This window comes from Alphaproteobacteria bacterium, assembly GCA_037200005.1.
Taxonomy (GTDB): Bacteria; Pseudomonadota; Alphaproteobacteria; order UBA9219; family RFNS01; genus JBBCGY01.
This window is the reverse complement of record JBBCGY010000001.1, coordinates 255,181-273,340: the sequence shown is the minus strand read 5'-3', so window position 1 is coordinate 273,340 and position 18,160 is coordinate 255,181. Positions and strand designations below refer to the sequence as shown.

Here is an 18,160-nt window from a genome sequence, read left to right as displayed (position 1 = left end):
GTGTTCATCTGCTCGCCAGCGGCCCGCCGGGCGCGGGCAGGAATGGCGACGGCATGACCAGCGCCTTGCGCTGCCGCGCGCGGGCGGGGCCGACGGGGGCGTAAAGCTGCTTGCTGGCCTCGATCAGCAGAACCCCGCCCAAAGTCGGAAACATCGCGCCGCCCCATTTTTCCGCCGTATCGGCGAGCTTCAGCCACAGCGCGCCGTGCCAGGGCGGCAAATAAAGCGCCCGCGCGGCGCGCTCGGGCAGGAAATTATTGTCGCGCAGAATGTCCTTGAACTGCGACGGCGAAAAAGGCTGGCCCGCGCCGAACGGCGTCGCGTCGCTCATCGCCCAGATGCCCCGGCGGTTCGGCACGATGGCGATCATGCGGCCGCCGCTTTTCATCACCCGCCAGACCTCGCGCAGGCTCGCGGCGATATTCTCCGAGCTTTCCAGCATATGCAGCAAAACCACGCGGTCGACGGAATTGTCGGGCAGCGGAAGATTGAAAGGCTCGACAAGGCAGCTGCGGTTCGGCCCCTCGCGCGGCCAGGCGCTCACCCCCTGCATCGCCGGCATGAAGCCCATGACATGCGCGCCCTGGCCGACATAGGGACGCATCAAAACCGTGGCGTAGCCCAGCGCCATCACGCTCATGCCGCCGAGGCTGGGCCAGAATTGCAGCATTTTCTGCCGCAACAGCCGCCGCGCCGCCTGACCCAGCGGCGTGTGGTAGAAGGTTCTCAGATCGACGAGGTCGGGCATCGGATGTCGCCGGATGTCAGAAAGCAGATGTCAGATGACAGGCAGGGCAATATGCCATACTGTTCCGGGACTTTCATCATCCGTCTTCCGGCATCCGCCATCCGATGTTCACGCTCGATATCCTTCCGGCCTTCGCCGACAATTATATCTACCTGATCGGCGACACCGAGCTTGGCCTCGCCATGGTCGTCGATCCGGGCGATGCCGACGTGGTCAAGCGCGCGCTCAAAAAGCGCGACTGGCATCTGACGCTGATTCTCTGCACCCATCACCATAACGACCATATCGGCGGCAGCGCCGCGCTCAAGAAAGCCTATGGCGCCGCCGTCATCGGGCCGAGCGCCGAGCGGGCGAAGATTCCGACCCTCGACCGGGGGGTCGAAGAGGGCGACACCGTCACCTTCTCCACCCTGCGCGGCAAGGTGATCGCCGTGCCCGGCCATACCGCGGGTCATATCGCCTTTTACTTTCCCGGCCTCGAAGCCTTGTTCTGCGGCGACGCGATGTTCTCGCTCGGCTGCGGGCGGCTGTTCGAAGGCACGCCCCCGGTCATGTGGGAATCGCTGCAGAAGCTTCGCGCCCTGCCGCCCGCCACCAAGGTTTATTGCGGCCATGAATACACCGAGGATTTCGCGCGCTTCGCGCTGATGCTGGACAAGGACAATCCGCAGCTTCTCACCCATGTCCGGCATATCAAGGAACTGCGCCGCCACGGCACGCCGACCTTGCCCTCGACGATCGAGGTCGAAACCCGCTTCAATCCGTTCCTGCGCTGCGACCAGCCGGCATTCCAGCAGACGCTCGCCCGCCACGGCTTTCCGCTCGACGGCGCGAATCCGGTGGCGGTCTTCGCCTCGATCCGGGCGGCGATGGACCGCTTTAGTTAATGCCAGATGACAGAAGGCCAAGAATCAGAAATAGTACCGGCATATAATGTCCCGTCTTCCGCCATCCGCTGCCTGACATGAGCCATATCCCCTTCGCCGATTACTGGACCTCGACGGAACTCGAAGCCAACCTGGTTGTCTTCGGCAATCTTTTCGTCGCGCTGGTACTGGGCCTGTTCGTCGGCTATGAGCGGTCTTATCACGGCCGCGCGGCGGGCATGAAGACCTACGGCCTGGTCTGCATGGCTTCGGCGGCGCTCACGGCCATTTCCGGCTATCCGCATGAATGGTTCGGCGGGCATTTCGCGGTCACCGGCATGGTCGATCCCACCCGCACCATTCAGGGCATCGTGACCGGCATCGGCTTTCTCGGCGCCGGAATCATCATGAAAGACGGCCTCAATATCAGCGGCCTGACCACGGCGGCGTCGATCTGGGCGGCGTCGGCGATCGGCGTTCTGGTCGGCGTCGGCTTTTACACGGCGGGCACCCTGCTGACTCTTTTGTCGGCGGGATTCATGATGTGGGGAGGAAAAATAGAGATTTTCCTGCCCAAGCGCCACGCCATTTCCGTGGTGCTGTTCTTCAAGCGCGGCTATATCCTGCGCGAGGAAGTGCTGTACCGGATCGCGAGCGAGCGCGGCTTCGACGTCGCCAAGGGAACCATCGCCACCATCTACCGCGACGGACAGCAGGAATGGCAGTTCGTCGCCATATCGCGCGGCAGAAAGGGCGATTCGATCCTCACCTGGTCGAACGCCCTGCCCGCTCTCGAAGAAATCGAGAGCTTCCGTCTGTCGCATGCCCGCAACTAAGGCTGCCCCCATAACCCCATTAAGGATAATTCTATGTCTGCTTCTTTCGGCCTGTGCGCCATCGGCCATGCCATCGTCGACGTTCTCGCGCCCGGCACCGACGAATTCCTGACGCGCGAAAATATCGCCAAAGGCAGCATGCAGCTGATCGACACGGCCCGCGCCGAAGAGCTCTACGCCAAGATGGGCAGCGCGGTCGAGGCGTCGGGAGGCTCGGCGGCCAACACGGTCGCCGGTTACGCCAGCTTCGGCGGCAAGGCGGCCTTCATGGGCAAGGTGGCCGACGATGAGCTGGGCCGGATTTTCCGCCACGACCTCGCGGCGCTCGGCGCGCATTTCTCGACCAAGCCAATGGCCGGAACGCCCACCGCCCGCTGCCTGATCGTCGTGACTCCCGACAGCCAGCGCAGCATGAACACATTTCTCGGCGCGGCCTCGGAATTCGCGCCCGGCGATCTGGACGCCGCCGTGATCGCCGCGTCGGACATTGTCTATCTCGAAGGCTATCTTTTCGACCGGCCCAAGGCGCAGGAAGCTTTCTTCGAGACCGTCAAAATCGCCCGCGCCGCCGGAAAGAAACTCGCGCTCACGCTTTCCGACACGTTCTGCATCGCGCGGCACAAGGATAAATTCCACGTCCTGATCGAAAGCGGGATCGATATCCTGTTCGCCAACCAGAATGAATTGATGGCGCTGGCCGAAACTTCGGATGTGACGCAGGCCATCGGCATCATGCGCAAAAAATGCCCGCTGCTCGTCACCACGATGGGCGAAGACGGCGCGATCATCTGCCGGGGCGAGGAAAGGGTCAAAATCGCCACCGAACCGGTCGAGAAGCTGATCGACAGCACCGGCGCGGGCGACCAGTTCGCGGCGGGATTTCTCTACGGTTTGGCACACGGCCATGATCTCGCCACCTGCGGGCGGCTCGGCGCGATCGCCGCCGCGGAGGTTCTCGGCCATTTCGGCCCGCGTCCGGAGCGCAGCCTTGCCGATCTGGCGCGGGAAGCCGGAATCAAGCTTTAGAGACCATCTGAAAAATCATCAGGCCGTGGCGAAAACCATATTTTTCGAGAACCGCAGCGCAGCGTATTTAATATACGTGAGCAGCGGAAGCGCAGAAAAGTGTGGTTTGCAGCCCGGCATCATGACTTTGCAGATGGTCTCTTAACCAACCGGCAAGTTTTGGGACCTATGCTGAATAGCCCTGTCGCATGGGGCTTGCATGAAGAAGAAATCCCCCGCCAAGAAACCGCCGCGCCGCGCCGCGAAAGGCCCGCTGATGAAAGACCGGCAGTGGCTGGAGCTCGCCGCGCGCGCCGCCGTCCTGTCGCCGCATCCGAGCGTCAAGGTCGGGGCGGTCATCACCTCGCCCGGCGCGAAGGACCTGATCGCCGCCGCCGTCAACGAGCCGCCGGACGGCGTCGCCCTTCTGCCCGCGCGATTCAAGCATGGCGAGAAAAGCCTGTGGTTCATGTGCGCGGAAAAGCGCGCCCTGGCGCTGGCGCAGGAAAGGCGCGCGGAATTCGGCCTGAAAAACCTGAAGGGCTGCAGGATATATTCGACGCTGCCGCCTTGTCATACCTGCGCGCACGATATCATCCAGGCGGGGGTGCGCTGGGTCTGCGTGCCGGAAGGCGCGCTGCGCTATTACCCGAAACTCAAAAAGAAATACCGCCGCAGCATGGAAGCCGCCGCCGAAATGTTCGCCGAGCGCGGGGTAAGGGTTCACGCGCTTCGCTGACGGCGCGGATTCCTACGGCTTCCACGGCGCGTATTTTCCGCCGCGCCATTGGAAATACTGCATCTCGAGGCCGGTCATGTCGCCGTTCGGCGTGAAGGAAACCTTGCCGGCCACGGTGTCGAACGCATTGCCCTTGACCGCCTTCATCACCGCGTCCGGCGCGGCGCTGCCGGCCTTTTCCACCGCCTGGGCGTAAATCTGCGCGATCATGTAGGAATAGACGGCATAGGGACGGCCCGCGAAGCCTTTGGCCGCCAGCGCCTTCATGACATCCGCCGCTTCCGGAAAGTCTTTCGGATCGGGCGGCATGGTAAAAATCAGCCCGTCGGAACCGGCGCCGCCGATCTTGATGATTTCATCGCCATTGGCGACATCGTTGCTCAGGAACTGGGGCCGGTAGCCCGCCGCGTCCGCCTGCCGCAGGAACATGCCGATTCCCTTGGGCCAGAAGCCGAGATAGACGGTTTCGATGCCGCCATCCTTCAGCTGGGTGATGATGGAGGAAAAGTCCTGCTCCTGCCCGGCAAGCCTGAGCGTAAAATCCGGCTTGACGCCGTATTCCTTGTCCAGCACCGCGATCATGTCCTCGCCGAGATTCCTGCTGTAAGCGTCGGCGGCATAGAGCACGGCGAGTTTCTTTTTGGGAAGGTGCTTGGCGGCCAAAGCGGCGAGCGCGCCGCCCACGCGCATATTGCTCATCCAGGCGCGCGCGACATTGCCGAAGCCTTGCGCGGTTATGCCGTCGGCATTGCACATATTGAAGAAGGGGATGTTTTCTTCGGCGTAAAGCGGCCCGGCCGCCATGCAGACCGTGCTGCAGATATGAATCACCGCGTCTTTCTTCGCGGCGATGAAGCGCCCCGCGACGATCACGCCGGTCTTGGGATCGCAGACATCGTCCTCGAACTGCGCCTCGATCTTCCTGCCCGCCGGCCCGCCCTTGGCGTTGATATCCTCGAGGGCGAGATCGAAGCCCGCGCGCACATCTGCGCCGAGGCTGGCGACCTCGCCGCTCATCGGATAGCCGATGCCGAGCTTGATCGTATCCGCCGCCCGCGCCGCGAAAGACAGCAGCAGGCATGCGCACAGGGTCGCGAGAAAACGGGTCATGATGGATGCTCCCTGCAAGAATGACATTTCCGGCATTTTATTCTCCCCCGGCCGGGAGTCAATCAACCCGCCAGTTCCTCGGCGATTTTCCGTGCCGCATCTGCCGGATCGGGCGCGGCGGTGATCGGCCTGCCGATGACCAGATAGGTCGCGCCCGCCGCCATGGCTTCGCGCGGCGTCATCACGCGCTTCTGGTCGCCCGCCGCCGCCCAAGACGGCCTGATACCGGGCACCATCAGGATGAAGTCTTTTCCGCACGCCGCGCGCAACGCTGAAATTTCGGTCGGCGCGCAAATCACGCCATCGAGACCGGAATCCTGCGCCAGTTTCGCCAGCCTGACGACCTGCGCGGTCACGTCGCGATCCTGGCCGACGGCGGCGAGATCGCCGCCATCGAGGCTGGTCAGCGCCGTCACGCCCAGCAGTTTCGGACGCGCGCCCGGCGCTTGTGCCGCCGCATCGCGCGCCGCGCGCATCATCGCCGCGCCGCCGCTGGCGTGGATGGTGATGAAATCGGCCTTAAGCGGCAGCAGCGATTTTAACGCGCCCGCGACCGTGTTGGGAATATCGTGCAGCTTGACGTCGAGAAAAAACGGCAGACCCGGCGGGCGGGCTTTAGCGATTCCGCCGGGGCCCTGCGCCATGAAAAATTCGAGGCCGAGCTTGATCCCGCCGACATGTCCCGCGACCTGCAAAGCCATCGTCGCGGCCTCAGCGGGATCAGGCATGTCGAGCGCGCAGAAAACCGGATTGGTCATGATCCCGTCCCCATAGAAATACACCAGCCGCATTAACCAACATGAAACCGGCCGGGCCGCAACTCTTTTGCTTGGTATATGGCGGATTTTATGGCTTTATGACGCTCATGAGCGAAACCCGCCCCATCACGCAGGATCTGCGCAGCGCCGCCGGGGAAGTCGGCCCACGCAAGGGATTTTTGTCCCGCAATCTTCACGTGATCGGCACGGCTCTCGCGGTTACTCTTATGGCCACCGGCTATGTGACGCGGGAATATATCCATCGGACTCTGGAAATGACCCGCCTTCCGCTCGCCGAGAAAATCGCCCGCGCCGAGCGCGGCGAGGCCGCGCTTCAATGCGCGGACGGGCCGGAGAACAAGCCTGGGGAAATTTTCAACCTCCCCGCCGCCGGGCCGCAGCGCGACGCCGTGCTGAGCGGCCTCAGTCAGGGCCAGTGCATCGTCCGGCCGCTCTGGCGTCAGGTTCTTACTCTTCAACGCTGAAATTACGACTTCGCTCGCAGCCCGGCGATCAGCTTGAGCGGGTTTTTGGATGGAGCCGGGGGCTGACCGCCGGAAATCTGGCGCAGCGCCGCCTCGGCCTTGAGCGTGGCGATATCCGCCTTGAGCCGCGCCACTTCTTTGCCGAGACGCTGCGCCGCGACCCGGTGGCGCAGATCGACGAACCATTGCATGCCCGCGCCGAAAATAAGGCCGCAGGCCAGCGGCACCAGCGCCAGCAGGTAGATCGGCAGCGCCAGCTCGATATCGAACGGCCACAGGCTGATAATCGTCGGCTCGCGGTTGCCGACGGAAAAGCATATCGCGAAAGCGAGAAGCGGAATGCTGAACAGCCAGGAAAAATAGCGCCAGAGGATTTTCATCGTTTCAGTCCTTAATCGCATCAGGCCGTGGCGAAAATCGTGTTGGTCGAGAACCGCCGCGCAACGTACTTTTAGGGTACGTGAGCAGCGGAAGCGCAGGCCAACGCGATTTGCAGCCCGGCCTCATGCGATTAATCGTCGTCTTTATTCGGCTCGATGCCGTTGAGCCTGTCGCGAAGCTGCTTGCCGGTCTTGAAGAACGGCACGAATTTCTGCGACACCGCCACGCTCTGGCCGGTGCGGGGATTGCGGCCCTGGCGCGCGTCGCGCTTCTTCACCGAAAACGCGCCGAAGCCGCGCAGTTCCACCCGGTCGCCTCTTGCCAAGGCATTCGTCACTTCGCCGAATAAGGTCGCGACAATGCGCTCGATGTCCTTTTGCAGGAGATGCGGATATTTCTCGGCGAGGCGCAAAATCAGGTCCGACTTGGTCATCGCGGCCATCTCCTCGTGACGATGCGGTTGTGCGACGGGTAATCGATTGATCCAAAGGTTGCCAAACCGCAACCGCCGAGTCAAGCGCGGCGTCAAGTAAGCCTTTGGGGAGAAAAGATTTTTGCGCAGGGGCCAGCCCGGCGAATGAGCCGCATTGCAGGCCCCCGACATGTAAGATACTCTCCCCGTCCCCGCGCCAAACCCCATTACCCACGGAGCCGACCATGAAACTGCTGCTGTTCGCCGGTTCATTGAGGAAAGATTCCTGCAACAAAAAGCTGGCGCGCGAGGCGGCAAGGCTGGCCCAGGCCCGTCCCGGCGTCGAAACCGAGCTTCTCGACCTCAAGGATTATCCGATGCCGCCCTATGACGGCGATATCGAGACCGGATCGGGAATTCCCAAGGAAACCGCCGCGCTCGGGGCTAAAATCATTGCGGCCGACGCGCTGGTGATTTCGACGCCGGAATATAACGGCTCGATTCCGGGCATTCTTAAAAATGTCGTGGACTGGCTGTCGCGCGAAAAGCAAGTCTCGCTGGAAGGCAAGCCGCTGCTGCTGCTGGCGGCGTCGCCGGGCGCGCTCGGCGGGGTGCGCAGCCTTTGGCATACGCGCGTGCCGTTCGAGGTTCTCGGCGTCCATGTCTTTCCGGGCATGATGGGCCTGCCGGGCGCCTATCAGGCTTTCGGCGACGACGGCCGCCTCAAGGACGAGAAGACGGAAAAGAGGCTGCAGGCGCTGCTGGAGCAGTTTCTGGCGCATGCCGAAAAAAAACCGCCGCAGTCCTGAGGACCGCGGCGGCTTAATGTCGCGCAGAGAGCGGAGGGATTAGTCCTCCTTCTTCTGCGCCTTCTTGATCGCCGCGCCGAGGATATCGCCGAGCGACGCGCCGCTATCCTGCGAGCCGAACTCTTCCATCGCCTGCTTCTCTTCGTCGGCCTCGCGCGCCTTGATCGACAGCGTGACCTTGCGGGCCGCCTTGTCGATGTTGGTGATCTTGGCGTCGACCTTCTCGCCGACGGCGAAGCGGTCGGGGCGCTGCTCCGAACGTTCGCGGGCGAGATCGCCGCGCTTGATGAAGCCGGTGAAGCCCGAAGCCTCGCCGCCGAGCGTCACTTCGACGCCGCCGTCATTGGTGGCGCTGACGGTGCAGGTGACGACGTCGCCCTTCTTGAAGTTGACCGAAACGCTTTCAAAGGGGTCTTCGGCCAGCTGCTTGACGCCGAGGCTGATGCGCTCCTTCTCCGGATCGATGTCGAGAACCTTGACCTTGACGTTCTGGCCCTTGGCGTAATCGCGGATCGCTTCTTCGCCCGCTTTGTTCCAGGAGATATCGGACATGTGAACCATGCCGTCGATATCGCCGGGCAGGCCGACGAACAGGCCGAACTCGGTGATGTTGCGGATTTCCCCTTCCAGGATGTCGCCTTCGTTGTGCGAGGCGGCGAACTTCTCCCACGGATTTTCCATGCATTGCTTGAGGCCGAGGGAAATGCGGCGCTTGGAGCTGTCCACGTCGAGCACCATGACTTCGACTTCCTGGCTGGTCGAGACGATCTTGCCGGGATGCGCGTTCTTCTTGGTCCAGGACATTTCGGACACATGCACCAGGCCCTCAACACCGGCTTCAAGCTCGACGAAGGCGCCGTAGTCGGTGATGTTGGTGACGCGGCCCTTCATGCGGGTGCCGACCGGGAATTTGGCGGCGATGCCGTCCCACGGATCGGTCTCGAGCTGCTTCATGCCGAGGCTGATGCGCTGGGTTTCCTGGTTGAAGCGGATGACCTGCACGGTGACCTGCTGGCCGATCTGCAAGGCTTCCGACGGATGGTTGATGCGCTTCCACGACACGTCGGTGACGTGCAGGAGGCCATCGACGCCGCCGAGATCGACGAACGCGCCATAGTCGGTGATGTTCTTGACGACGCCCTGCAGGATCTGGCCTTCCTTGAGGTTGGCGACGAGTTCGGTGCGGGCTTCGGCGCGGCTTTCTTCCAGCACGGCGCGGCGCGAGACGACGATATTGCCGCGCGCGCGGTCCATCTTGAGAATCTGGAAAGGCTGCGGCGTGCCCATCAGCGGCGTGATGTCGCGCACCGGGCGGATATCGACCTGGCTGCCCGGCAGGAACGCCACCGCGCCTTCGAGGTCGACCGTGAAGCCGCCCTTGACGCGCCCGAAGATGATTCCGGTGACGCGCTGCTGGCCGGCGAAAGCCTTGTCGAGCGCGATCCAGCTTTCTTCGCGCTTGGCCTTTTCGCGGCTCAGCATCGCTTGGCCGTTGCGATCTTCCATGCGCTCGAGGAACACGTCGACCATGTCGCCGACCTTGAGCTCCACGGCCTGGCCGGGAACGGCGAATTCGCGCAGCGGAATGCGGCCTTCGGATTTCAGCCCGACATCGACGACGGCGACGTCGGCGGTGATCGCGAGCACGCGGCCGCGCAGCACGCTGCCTTCAAGGCCGCCGCTGCCGCCCATGGTCTCATGGAGCATGGCGGCGAAATTTTCGCCTGAATTCTGATTGGTGGGGGTTTGGATGTCGTGTTCGCGGAATTTCCGCTTCGCGGCTGACGCTGCCATGATGATGATATCTTTCGCTCGCTTTGGCTCGGGGTTGATCGGGCCTGTCTGGCATCCGGCGGAAAGCGAAACCGTTACGGAGCCGAAAACAGGCGGGCGCTCAGCAACATGCCGAACGCGGGGCTTTTATGCCGCAGCGCGGCGGCATTGGCAAGGCTTTCCTGTTTCCGTCCGGCTCATTTAGGATTCCATGAAACTATTCCCGGATGTTATGATCACACCGATCTTTATTAAGAAAGAGGATTTATGTCTTTATATATTACGCATATCGGAACGGCCCTGGAGCATCGCCGCAGGGATATCAGCGATTATCGCCAGCCCGTCCGCCCCATCGATTACGCACGGGGGTTCAGTCCGGAGCATGTCGACGGCGAAGACGATATTGCGGATCTCAAGCTCAACAGACGCAGCCGCACGCCCGCCGTTATTCCCGCCCCGCGCTAAGAGGCGGAGGCTACACGTTTTTTTTATTCGCGATCGCCAGCGCCGCCGCGAACGCCGCGCCGATATCGAGGCTGCCGGTATCGAGCCAGACGGCATCGGCGGCGGGCACGGCGGGGGCCACGCCCCGCGCCTGATCGCGGGCGTCGCGCTCCTGCATCGCCGCCAGAACCTCCCCGTCGGTCACCTGGTCGCCGCGCCCGCGCAATTCCCTGGCGCGCCGCGCGGCGCGGATTTCCGGCGCGCAGGTGACGTAAATCTTAACCTCGGCGGCGGGCGCGATCACGGTGCCTATATCGCGCCCGTCCAGCACCGCGCCTTTGCCGCCGGGGGGCTTGGCGCAGAAATTTCTCTGAAAGTCCAGCAAGGCCGCCCGTACGGCGGGAATCGCGGCAACCTTGGAGGCCGCTTCGCCAGCCTCGGCGCTGCGCATCGCCGGGTCTTCGCCCGCCGCCAGCATCGCGGCGGGATCGAGCGATCTGGCCGCCGCTTCCGCCGCGCCGGAATCCCCGGGGTCGCCGCCCGCGCGCAGCACCGCCACGCCCACCGCCCGGTAAAGCAGGCCGGTATCGAGATGAGCGAAGCCGAAATGCGCGGCCAGCATTTTGGCGATGGTTCCCTTGCCGGAAGCCGCAAGGCCGTCGATGGCGATAATCATGGCGCGATGGCCGCCCCTAATCCGTTCATCAAATCCACGAAGCCAGGAAAGCTGGTGTCGATAAAGCCGCCATCGTCGATGGATATCGGCTGCTGCGTCACCATGCCCATGACCAGAAAGCTCATGGCGATGCGGTGATCCATCGCGGTGGCGATCGTGCAGCCGCCTCGCGGCGGCTTGCCGTTGCCCTCGACGATCAAATCGTCGCCCTCGATGGCGAATGTCACGCCCGCCGCCTCGAGCCCCTTCGCGACCATGGCAAGCCGGTCGCTTTCCTTGACCCGAAGCTCGCCGAGGCCGCGCATGCGCGTCGTGCCCGACGCGCAGCTCGCCGCGACGGCCAGGATCGGATATTCGTCGATCATGCTCGGCGCGCGCTCCGGCGGCACGGTGACGCCGCGCAGCGCGCTCGATTTCGCGTAAAACGTGGCACGGGCCTCGCCCGGCGCGTCGATCGGCTCGATCCGCAAATCCGCGCCCATCTCCCTGAGCGTCTCGAACAGGCCGGTGCGGCGCGGATTGATCCCGACATTGCGCAGCGTGATGTCCGATCCGGGCACCAGCAAGGCCGCGACCAGCGGAAAGGCCGCCGAGCTCGGATCGGCGGGCACGTGAACCGTTTGCGCCGTCAATTTCGCCGGGCCATGCAGCGTGATGCGAAGCGCGCCGTCCGGCTCGGCTTCGATATCCAGCTTCGCGCCGAACTGCCGCAGCATGATTTCCGAATGGTCCCGCGTCGGCGTCGGCTCGATGACCACCGTATCGCCCGGCGTGTTCAGCCCCGCCAGCAGGATCGCGGATTTCACTTGGGCCGAGGCGACCGGAAGGCGATAGGTGACCGGCTTGGGCCTCGACGCGCCCAGCACGGTCAAAGGCAGTTTTCCGCCCTCGCGGCTGAAGAAATTCGCGCCCATCGGCACCAGCGGATCAATCACCCGCGCCATCGGGCGCTTGCGCAGCGAGGCGTCGCCGTCGAATTTGCTCGCAATCGGCTGGGACGCGAGCAAACCGATCATCAGCCGCGCGGCCGTGCCGCTATTGCCCATATCGAGCGTCGCCTGGGTTTCCTTGAAGCCGTTCGCGCCGACGCCCTTCACGTCCCAAGTCCCATCGGCGTTCTTGCCGATATCCGCCCCCAGCGCCTCGAGCGCCGAAGCGGTGTGCAGTACGTCCTCGCCTTCCAGCAAGCCATGGATAACGGTCCTGCCCTCGGCAACGGCGCCGAACATAAGCGCGCGGTGCGAGATGCTCTTGTCGCCGGGCGGGGCGAGCGCGCCTTTGAGGGGCGCGGCGGCGCGGGAGGTCAGCGGCTGGGGATTCTGCTGGGGGCTTTTGGGCATGCTTACCATTGACGGGCGCGATCCATCGTAGTTCGAGGGGTATTATTCTCTATTGCCAGTAAAAGTTTTGACTTACTACGCTTTTCATGGCAAATCACCGGCCCACGGGAGACCGGCCATAAAATCAGGCCGCCGCCGCCCCAATGTGCCTATCGCAGTTCAAGAATTAGCAGGCCGCGCCCTGAAATCTCAGCCGGCGCCGGTTGTACCGCCAAGCCGCCTGCCAATTCTTGAGTTGCGATGATCATATACTGAATTTTAGGATGTTTTCGGAGGTTGATGGTGACAAAACCGGAATGGGGTCTGAAGCGCACTTGTCCAAGCTGCGGCACGCGTTATTACGACATGCGGAAGAACCCGCCTTCATGCCCGAATTGCGGCACGGTGTTCGATCCCGAGGCCCTGATGCGCTCGCGCCGCCGCGCCGCGCCGGAAGAAAAGCAGAAAAAAGCCATAGAGCCCGCCGCCGCCGAGGAGATCGACGATATCGAGCCGATCGAAGGCGATGGCGAGGAAAGCGTGATCGAGGATGCCGGCGAGCTTGGCGATGAAGAATCCGAGCTTGAGGGCGCGGTCGAGCTGGAAGGCGACGTCGCCACCGCCGACGAAGAAGGCTAAGAAACCTCCAGCCTCAATCTAATTTTATTCTTATTGCGCCAGGACCATTTGCGCGTCGGCGCTCCCTGCGCCGGATGGCCGGACCGGAAGCGCCGTAACCGACGCCATCGGCTGCGAGACCGGAGGCGAAAGGGTTTCCTCGGCCCAGGCGCGAAACTGCGAGCCCATTGAATTGGCGCTTACCGCATCCAACTGGGACTGGGGCGCATATGGCTCCGGCTTGAAGGATTCCAAGGCTTCTCTGGCCCAGCTTTTGAGAAGAAAACTTGTCAGCGCTTCTTTTTTCTCGTCCTGCTGCGGCCAGGAAGATTCAAGCCTTCGCCACGCCCAATCGCGCAATGCAGAACCTTCCGGCGCGGTTTGCCCCACATAGAGCATCAGCGCATGTTTTTTCGTCTTGGCATCCAGCCTGTCGTCGGCGAAGCCGTCGCTGATAACGCCGATGACCATATTGGTCGCCTGCATCGCGACGGAATCATTGTCCGTGCTCGCCGTTCCGGCGGCATGGGCGGCCACGATGCCGAGCTCGACCTTGTCTTTCGTATGATAGAATTTACCGACATCCTGGAGAAGATTCCTGGCAAGCCGCAGGCCTTGCGGCGAACCGGGCTCGATATGCGCCATGGCCCGATAGGCCGCGAGCCGCCGCAGCGGAGGGCTGTGAAGGCCGCCCTCCCTCGGAGGCGCGGTCAAGGCCACGAGCTCGCGGGTGGTTCCCTTGGTCAGAAAATAATCAGTGTTGCGGGCATATAGCGGAAGGTCACCGTTCATCGCCTGTGTCATCCACGCTTCCCCATCATGATAAAGTTCTTACCCATTGGCGGTCGCGATCCTATATACGATTTTGGAGAATATAAAGAAAAAAATGGATGATTTATAAGCTCAAGCCCGGGCTGGATTGCGCTTCTGGCATTCCACCAAAATATCCCGGGCGATGGGGGCGGCGACATGCGAGCCGCCGCCGCCATGCTCGACCACCACGGCCACGGCATAGCGCGGCGCGGCGACCGGCGCGAAGCCCACGAACAGCGCGTGGTCGCGGTCTTCCCAGGCGCGTTTTTCATTGGCGATGACGCCGGTTTCGCGCTCACTTTTGCTGATTCGCCGCACTTGCGAAGTCCCGGTCTTGCCCGCCATCGCCATGGCCGGATCGGCGATGCGCGCGCTATAGGCCGTGCCGCGCTGGCTGTTGACGACGGCATTCATGGCGCGGCTGACGATCTCGATATGCCGCGCGGCGATGCCCAGGCTCGAGGCTTTTTCCTGCGGCGCGTCCCGCACGATATAGGGGCCGACCCCGAGTCCGCCATTCGCCAGCCGCGCCGCCATCACCGCGAGCTGCAGGGGCGTCGCCAGCATATAGCCCTGGCCGATGCCGTTGATCAGGGTCTCGCCCTGCTGCCATTCCTGCTTGTATGTCGCCAGTTTCCAGCTGCGGCCAGGAACCAGGCCGCTGCGTTCGTGCGGCAGATCGATCTCCGTGCGGGCGCCGAGCCCCATGCGCCTCGCCATCGCCTGAATCTTGTCGATGCCGACCCGCAGGCTAAGATCGTAGAAATAGGTGTCGCAGGATTGCGCCAGCGCGGCGACGATGCCGACCGTGCCGTGGCCGCCGCGTTTCCAGCAATGGAAGCGATGATCGCCGAGATCGAAATGGCCGGGACAGTAAACCGTGTCGCTCTCGTCCGTGACGCCGGCCTCGAGCGCGGCAAGCGCCGTAATCGTTTTGAAGGTCGATCCCGGCGCATAGAGGCCCGAGACCGCTTTGTTGGTCAGCGGCGCGTTGCTGTCGGTGTTCAGCCGGTTCCAGTCCGCCTCCGAGATGCCGAAGGTAAACAGATTGGAATCGAAGCTGGGATGCGAAGCCAGCGCGTATAAAGCGCCGCCATGCGCGTCGATGACCACGGCGGCGGCGCTGCGTTCCGCGCCGAGCCGCCGCTGGGCGAATTGCTGCAGGCCGATATCGATGGTCAGCGCGATATCGGTTCCCGCCGCGGGCTCGTCGCGCGCGAGCTCGCGCACCACATGGCCATGGGCGTCGACCTCCAATTGGCGGCGCCCCGCCTGACCGCGCAGCCGGTCGTCGAGCTGCAGCTCGATGCCGCTCTTGCCGATCCGGTAGCCTGGAACGGCGAACAGGGGATCGCGCTTGAATTCCTTTTCGCCGGGCGCGCCGACATAGCCCAGAATATGGGCGGTGGCCTCGGCATAAGGATAGCTCCGGACTTCGCCGGGCTCGATCGAAAGCCCGCCGAAATCGCCGCGGCGCATTTCCATCGCCGCGACCTGGTCCCAGGTCAGATTATCCTGAATCAGAATCTGGCTTCGGGTGTTCTTCTGTTCGAGATCGCGCAGGATGCGCTTGCGGTCGGATTCGAGGATCGGCAGGAAAGCGCCGATCCTGTTCAGCAGAATATCGATGTCATCCGCTTCGGCGGGATCGAGAATGGCGCGGAAATTTTGCTGGTTGATCGCCAGCGGCACGCCGAAACGATCCAGAATCTGGCCGCGCGGCGGCGGAATCAGCCGTCCGCTGATGCGATTTTCCTCGGCGAGCGTCTGGTACTTCGCGGCTTCCTCGACCTGCAGGTGATAAAGCCTTCCGGCAAACAGCGCGATGAGCCCGGCCTTGAGGCCGCCCACCAGCAGCGCGCGGCGCGTGAACAAACGTATCCGGTCATGATCGGAGGTGACGTACATATCAGAGGGCAGAAAACAATGTCAGGGGTTACCGCGGCAGCCTATCATATTACTTCCGTCATCCGGCATCTGTTTTCCGCTAATGCACGATGTGACGCTGCAGCAAAATCATCGACCAGGCAAAAAGGGGAAAGACCGCGATCGTCAGCAGCGTTTGCAGGCATAGCGGCCATGCGGGAAGCATGTGCCATGCCAGCAGCCCGGCCACCATCCATTGCAGCGCCGCCGTCACCGCCGCGACGACCGCGAAACCGAACCACAGGGTGGCATAGGACCGGTCGGAGAAAATATGCCGCTGTCCCTGCACCCAGCGCGCCGCCAGAATGAAGCTCAGCGCCGAGAGGCCGAGCGGCAGGCGCATAAGCGCGTCGAGGATCAGCCCCAGCGCGAACAGCGCCGGCAGCGGCAAAAGATCGGGGCGATGCACCGACCAGTAATAGACCGCGATCAGCGCGAAAGACGGCGTCAGGGACGCGAATTGCGGTATGGGCGACGCCGCGACCGTCAGCAGAACCAGGAAGAATATCGCGAACAGCGGCACGGCGCGCCTCACCAATTCATCCAGCTGATGGAGAAATCCCTGGATCATGGCTTTTTGCGAAGTTCGCGGGCGATGGTGTTGGCCGCGCCCCCCGCCAGGTTAAAATCGATCAGCTGGACATAATGAACCCGGCCTAGATCGGCCACCGGAACGACCGTGGTGCGGGTGCGGCTGTGCTCGGCGACGATTCCGACCGGCAGATGCGGCGGGAATATATCGCCATGGCCCGATGTCACCAGCCTCGCGCCGTCGGCCACGACCGCGCCTTCGGGAAGATAAAGCAGCGTGGGCCGGGCCTGATTGTCGCCCGCCAGAATGGCGCGCTCGCCGCTGTCCTGCACCATGACCGGGATGCGGGAATTGAGATCGGTGATCAAAAGAATGCGCGCCGACCAGTCGCCGACCTCCACCACGCGGCCGATCAGCCCGTCCGCCGTCATCGCGGCCATTCCCGGCCGCACGCCGTCGCGCGCGCCCGCCGTGACGATCATCGCATGCGTGAACGGACCGCCCGAAACGGCGATCACCCGCGCCGACAGCGCGCCGGCCACCGGCTCGTCATGAAAATTGAGCAGCTGCTTGAGCGCCCGGTTTTCCGCCGCCAGCCCCGCCCCCGCCTGTTCCCAGCTTTTCAGCCTGGCATTCTCCGCGCGCAGCCGGACGACTTCGTCATGCGCATCCATCCAGTCGCTCACGGATTCGCTCAAATCGCGCAGCGCGTCGGCGGGACGGGTCATGGCGTCAAGCAGCGGCGAGAAACTGTCGACGATCTTGATCCGCGCCGGGGCCAGCATCTGCGGCTGGATCATGCCGAGCACCAGCAGCCATCCCGCCAGCGCCGCGAGAATCAGGAATGCGAAGCGCTGCCACAGGGCGCGCAGCGGAATGGCGAAAGCGCGATTGCCGCTCCGTTTGGAGCGCGGCGGCAGGGATAGGAAAGGCAACGGCATCAGGTCTAGGCTCGCAGCAGGCGGCTAACGCCGCAAAAAGCGAATTTTAACAGTTTTTGCTTGTTAAATGATTATTACTCCGTCCCGCGGGCCGGGGAAATGGTTATTTTCTCTTCGGAATGACCCGCTTATCCCGCTTTACCTGCCCTCCGCATGCCTTTATCTTTCCCGCCAAGCCGGAAATTACAAGACCGGAACTCATAAGAAAGGCCCGCCCATGCAATTCGGACCGCTGACGCTGAAACGATGCCGGTATGGCTGGATGCTGTTCACCGGCCCCTATATCGGCAAATGTTTCGATTTATACGGGGAATACAGCGAAACCGAGGTCGGGATGATGCGCGCTTTCGTCCGGCCGGGCGACACGGTGCTGGATATCGGCGCCAATATCGGCGACCTTACCGTTCCGCTTTCCCAGATGGCCGGGCCCACCGGACGGATCTATGCGGTGGAATCGCATCCGGATGTCTTCAACATCCTGTGCGCCAATCTCGCGCTGAACCAGATCGGCAACGTGATCCCCCTCAACGCCTTCATGCGCGCGAGCGAGGGCGCGGCCGTGAAAGAGGAATTCGTCCGCAAGGACCGCGAGAGCAAAGCCGTCGCGATCGACGAGCTCGCGCTCGATTCCTGCCGCCTGATCAAGATCGACGTCGACGGCAACGAGCTTGACGTACTGATGAGCGGCGCGAAGACGATCGCGAAGCTCAGGCCCGTGCTTTATTTCGAAAACGACGTGCGCGAGAAATCGAAAGACCTGCTCGATTATACCCTGAGCCTCGGCTACGATCTTTACTGGCACAAGGCGCCGATCATCGGCGCGAATAATTTTTTCGGCAATACCGTCAATCACTGGCATCCGCGCACCATCGTATCGCTGATGATGCTCGGCATGCCCAAGGAGGCCGGCCTCGCCATGGAGGGGCTGCCGAAAGTCCAGAGCGCGGACGAATGGCCGGTATGAGTTAG

The 18,160-nt window shown here is 63.0% G+C and carries 21 protein-coding genes; 9 read left to right on the top strand and 12 right to left on the bottom strand.

Translation table 11 applies throughout. The features are described 5' to 3' along the window. Positions 1–4: 4 nt before the first annotated feature. The gene (locus WDO70_01385) at positions 5–748 is read right to left on the bottom strand and encodes a methyltransferase domain-containing protein (protein ID MEJ0061877.1); all 744 of its coding nucleotides are present in this window, start codon (positions 746–748) and stop codon (positions 5–7) included. A 104-nt stretch (positions 749–852) separates the two neighbouring features. Here WDO70_01385 and gloB point away from each other — a divergent pair, with 104 nt between their 5' ends. From gloB to WDO70_01365, 4 genes are all read left to right on the top strand, one after another. Then, positions 853–1,635 (top strand): hydroxyacylglutathione hydrolase, encoded by a 783-nt coding sequence (gene gloB / locus WDO70_01380; protein ID MEJ0061876.1) that lies wholly within the window; start codon positions 853–855, stop codon positions 1,633–1,635. A gap of 77 nt (positions 1,636–1,712) precedes the next feature. After that, positions 1,713–2,450 carry an MgtC/SapB family protein gene (locus tag WDO70_01375; protein ID MEJ0061875.1) on the top strand — a complete coding sequence of 246 codons (738 nt, stop codon included), beginning with the start codon at positions 1,713–1,715 and terminating at the stop codon, positions 2,448–2,450. Between the two features lie 33 nt (positions 2,451–2,483). After that, complete coding sequence (locus WDO70_01370) at positions 2,484–3,476, top strand: adenosine kinase (protein ID MEJ0061874.1); 993 nt, start codon at positions 2,484–2,486, stop codon at positions 3,474–3,476. A gap of 199 nt (positions 3,477–3,675) precedes the next feature. After that, positions 3,676–4,194, top strand: a complete 519-nt coding sequence (locus WDO70_01365; protein MEJ0061873.1) for a deaminase — start codon at positions 3,676–3,678, stop codon at positions 4,192–4,194. Between the two features lie 12 nt (positions 4,195–4,206). On the opposite strand, the gene WDO70_01360 is transcribed toward WDO70_01365, so the two are convergent. Both WDO70_01360 and pyrF read right to left on the bottom strand, forming a co-directional pair. After that, positions 4,207–5,304 carry a branched-chain amino acid ABC transporter substrate-binding protein gene (locus tag WDO70_01360; protein ID MEJ0061872.1) on the bottom strand — a complete coding sequence of 366 codons (1,098 nt, stop codon included), beginning with the start codon at positions 5,302–5,304 and terminating at the stop codon, positions 4,207–4,209. Positions 5,305–5,366: 62 nt separating this feature from the next. Then, complete coding sequence (pyrF, locus tag WDO70_01355; protein ID MEJ0061871.1) at positions 5,367–6,062, bottom strand: orotidine-5'-phosphate decarboxylase; 696 nt, start codon at positions 6,060–6,062, stop codon at positions 5,367–5,369. 98 nt (positions 6,063–6,160) lie between these two features. Here pyrF and WDO70_01350 point away from each other — a divergent pair, with 98 nt between their 5' ends. Further along, positions 6,161–6,547: a hypothetical protein gene (locus WDO70_01350; protein MEJ0061870.1), complete on the top strand. Its 387-nt coding sequence runs from the start codon at positions 6,161–6,163 to the stop codon at positions 6,545–6,547. A gap of 2 nt (positions 6,548–6,549) precedes the next feature. On the opposite strand, the gene WDO70_01345 is transcribed toward WDO70_01350, so the two are convergent. Continuing rightward, complete coding sequence (locus WDO70_01345; GenBank protein ID MEJ0061869.1) at positions 6,550–6,927, bottom strand: LapA family protein; 378 nt, start codon at positions 6,925–6,927, stop codon at positions 6,550–6,552. Between the two features lie 131 nt (positions 6,928–7,058). Continuing rightward, positions 7,059–7,361: an integration host factor subunit beta gene (ihfB, locus tag WDO70_01340; protein MEJ0061868.1), complete on the bottom strand. Its 303-nt coding sequence runs from the start codon at positions 7,359–7,361 to the stop codon at positions 7,059–7,061. A gap of 224 nt (positions 7,362–7,585) precedes the next feature. Between ihfB and WDO70_01335 the strand changes: the two genes are divergently transcribed. Further along, on the top strand, positions 7,586–8,149 hold the full coding sequence (locus WDO70_01335; GenBank protein ID MEJ0061867.1) for an NAD(P)H-dependent oxidoreductase: 564 nt from the start codon (positions 7,586–7,588) through the stop codon (positions 8,147–8,149). A 39-nt stretch (positions 8,150–8,188) separates the two neighbouring features. On the opposite strand, the gene rpsA is transcribed toward WDO70_01335, so the two are convergent. Then, a complete protein-coding gene (gene rpsA, locus WDO70_01330; protein ID MEJ0061866.1) occupies positions 8,189–9,943 on the bottom strand; it encodes a 30S ribosomal protein S1 in 1,755 nt (584 codons plus the stop codon). Between the two features lie 246 nt (positions 9,944–10,189). Here rpsA and WDO70_01325 point away from each other — a divergent pair, with 246 nt between their 5' ends. Beyond that, positions 10,190–10,387 carry a hypothetical protein gene (locus WDO70_01325; protein ID MEJ0061865.1) on the top strand — a complete coding sequence of 66 codons (198 nt, stop codon included), beginning with the start codon at positions 10,190–10,192 and terminating at the stop codon, positions 10,385–10,387. A gap of 10 nt (positions 10,388–10,397) precedes the next feature. Here WDO70_01325 and cmk read toward each other — a convergent pair whose 3' ends face one another. Next, positions 10,398–11,042 carry a (d)CMP kinase gene (cmk, locus tag WDO70_01320; GenBank protein ID MEJ0061864.1) on the bottom strand — a complete coding sequence of 215 codons (645 nt, stop codon included), beginning with the start codon at positions 11,040–11,042 and terminating at the stop codon, positions 10,398–10,400. Then, positions 11,039–12,382, bottom strand: coding sequence for a 3-phosphoshikimate 1-carboxyvinyltransferase (gene aroA, locus WDO70_01315; GenBank protein MEJ0061863.1), 1,344 nt, complete (start codon positions 12,380–12,382; stop codon positions 11,039–11,041). Before aroA ends, cmk begins: the two co-directional genes overlap by 4 nt. A gap of 279 nt (positions 12,383–12,661) precedes the next feature. On the opposite strand from aroA, the gene WDO70_01310 reads away from it, so the two are divergent. Then, the gene (locus WDO70_01310) at positions 12,662–13,000 is read left to right on the top strand and encodes a TIGR02300 family protein (GenBank protein ID MEJ0061862.1); all 339 of its coding nucleotides are present in this window, start codon (positions 12,662–12,664) and stop codon (positions 12,998–13,000) included. Positions 13,001–13,030: 30 nt separating this feature from the next. On the opposite strand, the gene WDO70_01305 is transcribed toward WDO70_01310, so the two are convergent. The 4 genes from WDO70_01305 to mreC all read right to left on the bottom strand — a co-directional run bounded on the left by WDO70_01305 (position 13,031) and on the right by mreC (position 17,191). Next, entirely contained in the window at positions 13,031–13,783 is a 753-nt protein-coding gene (locus WDO70_01305; GenBank protein MEJ0061861.1) for a hypothetical protein, read from the bottom strand. A gap of 99 nt (positions 13,784–13,882) precedes the next feature. Further along, positions 13,883–15,700, bottom strand: a complete 1,818-nt coding sequence (gene mrdA / locus WDO70_01300) for a penicillin-binding protein 2 (GenBank protein MEJ0061860.1) — start codon at positions 15,698–15,700, stop codon at positions 13,883–13,885. A 79-nt stretch (positions 15,701–15,779) separates the two neighbouring features. Next, a complete protein-coding gene (mreD, locus tag WDO70_01295; GenBank protein MEJ0061859.1) occupies positions 15,780–16,289 on the bottom strand; it encodes a rod shape-determining protein MreD in 510 nt (169 codons plus the stop codon). After that, complete coding sequence (gene mreC, locus WDO70_01290; protein ID MEJ0061858.1) at positions 16,286–17,191, bottom strand: rod shape-determining protein MreC; 906 nt, start codon at positions 17,189–17,191, stop codon at positions 16,286–16,288. Before mreC ends, mreD begins: the two co-directional genes overlap by 4 nt. 217 nt (positions 17,192–17,408) lie before the next feature. Between mreC and WDO70_01285 the strand changes: the two genes are divergently transcribed. Further along, positions 17,409–18,155 carry an FkbM family methyltransferase gene (locus tag WDO70_01285; protein ID MEJ0061857.1) on the top strand — a complete coding sequence of 249 codons (747 nt, stop codon included), beginning with the start codon at positions 17,409–17,411 and terminating at the stop codon, positions 18,153–18,155. Positions 18,156–18,160: the final 5 nt, after the last annotated feature.

Coding starts and splice junctions, on each gene's coding strand:
- WDO70_01385 (MEJ0061877.1), bottom strand. CDS start 748: ATGCCCGACCTCGTCGATCTGAGAACCTTCTACCACACGCCGCTGGGT.
- gloB (MEJ0061876.1), top strand. CDS start 853: ATGTTCACGCTCGATATCCTTCCGGCCTTCGCCGACAATTATATCTAC.
- WDO70_01375 (MEJ0061875.1), top strand. CDS start 1,713: ATGAGCCATATCCCCTTCGCCGATTACTGGACCTCGACGGAACTCGAA.
- WDO70_01370 (MEJ0061874.1), top strand. CDS start 2,484: ATGTCTGCTTCTTTCGGCCTGTGCGCCATCGGCCATGCCATCGTCGAC.
- WDO70_01365 (MEJ0061873.1), top strand. CDS start 3,676: ATGAAGAAGAAATCCCCCGCCAAGAAACCGCCGCGCCGCGCCGCGAAA.
- WDO70_01360 (MEJ0061872.1), bottom strand. CDS start 5,304: ATGACCCGTTTTCTCGCGACCCTGTGCGCATGCCTGCTGCTGTCTTTC.
- pyrF (MEJ0061871.1), bottom strand. CDS start 6,062: ATGACCAATCCGGTTTTCTGCGCGCTCGACATGCCTGATCCCGCTGAG.
- WDO70_01350 (MEJ0061870.1), top strand. CDS start 6,161: ATGACGCTCATGAGCGAAACCCGCCCCATCACGCAGGATCTGCGCAGC.
- WDO70_01345 (MEJ0061869.1), bottom strand. CDS start 6,927: ATGAAAATCCTCTGGCGCTATTTTTCCTGGCTGTTCAGCATTCCGCTT.
- ihfB (MEJ0061868.1), bottom strand. CDS start 7,361: ATGACCAAGTCGGACCTGATTTTGCGCCTCGCCGAGAAATATCCGCAT.
- WDO70_01335 (MEJ0061867.1), top strand. CDS start 7,586: ATGAAACTGCTGCTGTTCGCCGGTTCATTGAGGAAAGATTCCTGCAAC.
- rpsA (MEJ0061866.1), bottom strand. CDS start 9,943: ATGGCAGCGTCAGCCGCGAAGCGGAAATTCCGCGAACACGACATCCAA.
- WDO70_01325 (MEJ0061865.1), top strand. CDS start 10,190: ATGTCTTTATATATTACGCATATCGGAACGGCCCTGGAGCATCGCCGC.
- cmk (MEJ0061864.1), bottom strand. CDS start 11,042: ATGATTATCGCCATCGACGGCCTTGCGGCTTCCGGCAAGGGAACCATC.
- aroA (MEJ0061863.1), bottom strand. CDS start 12,382: ATGCCCAAAAGCCCCCAGCAGAATCCCCAGCCGCTGACCTCCCGCGCC.
- WDO70_01310 (MEJ0061862.1), top strand. CDS start 12,662: ATGGTGACAAAACCGGAATGGGGTCTGAAGCGCACTTGTCCAAGCTGC.
- WDO70_01305 (MEJ0061861.1), bottom strand. CDS start 13,783: ATGACACAGGCGATGAACGGTGACCTTCCGCTATATGCCCGCAACACT.
- mrdA (MEJ0061860.1), bottom strand. CDS start 15,700: ATGTACGTCACCTCCGATCATGACCGGATACGTTTGTTCACGCGCCGC.
- mreD (MEJ0061859.1), bottom strand. CDS start 16,289: ATGATCCAGGGATTTCTCCATCAGCTGGATGAATTGGTGAGGCGCGCC.
- mreC (MEJ0061858.1), bottom strand. CDS start 17,191: ATGCCGTTGCCTTTCCTATCCCTGCCGCCGCGCTCCAAACGGAGCGGC.
- WDO70_01285 (MEJ0061857.1), top strand. CDS start 17,409: ATGCAATTCGGACCGCTGACGCTGAAACGATGCCGGTATGGCTGGATG.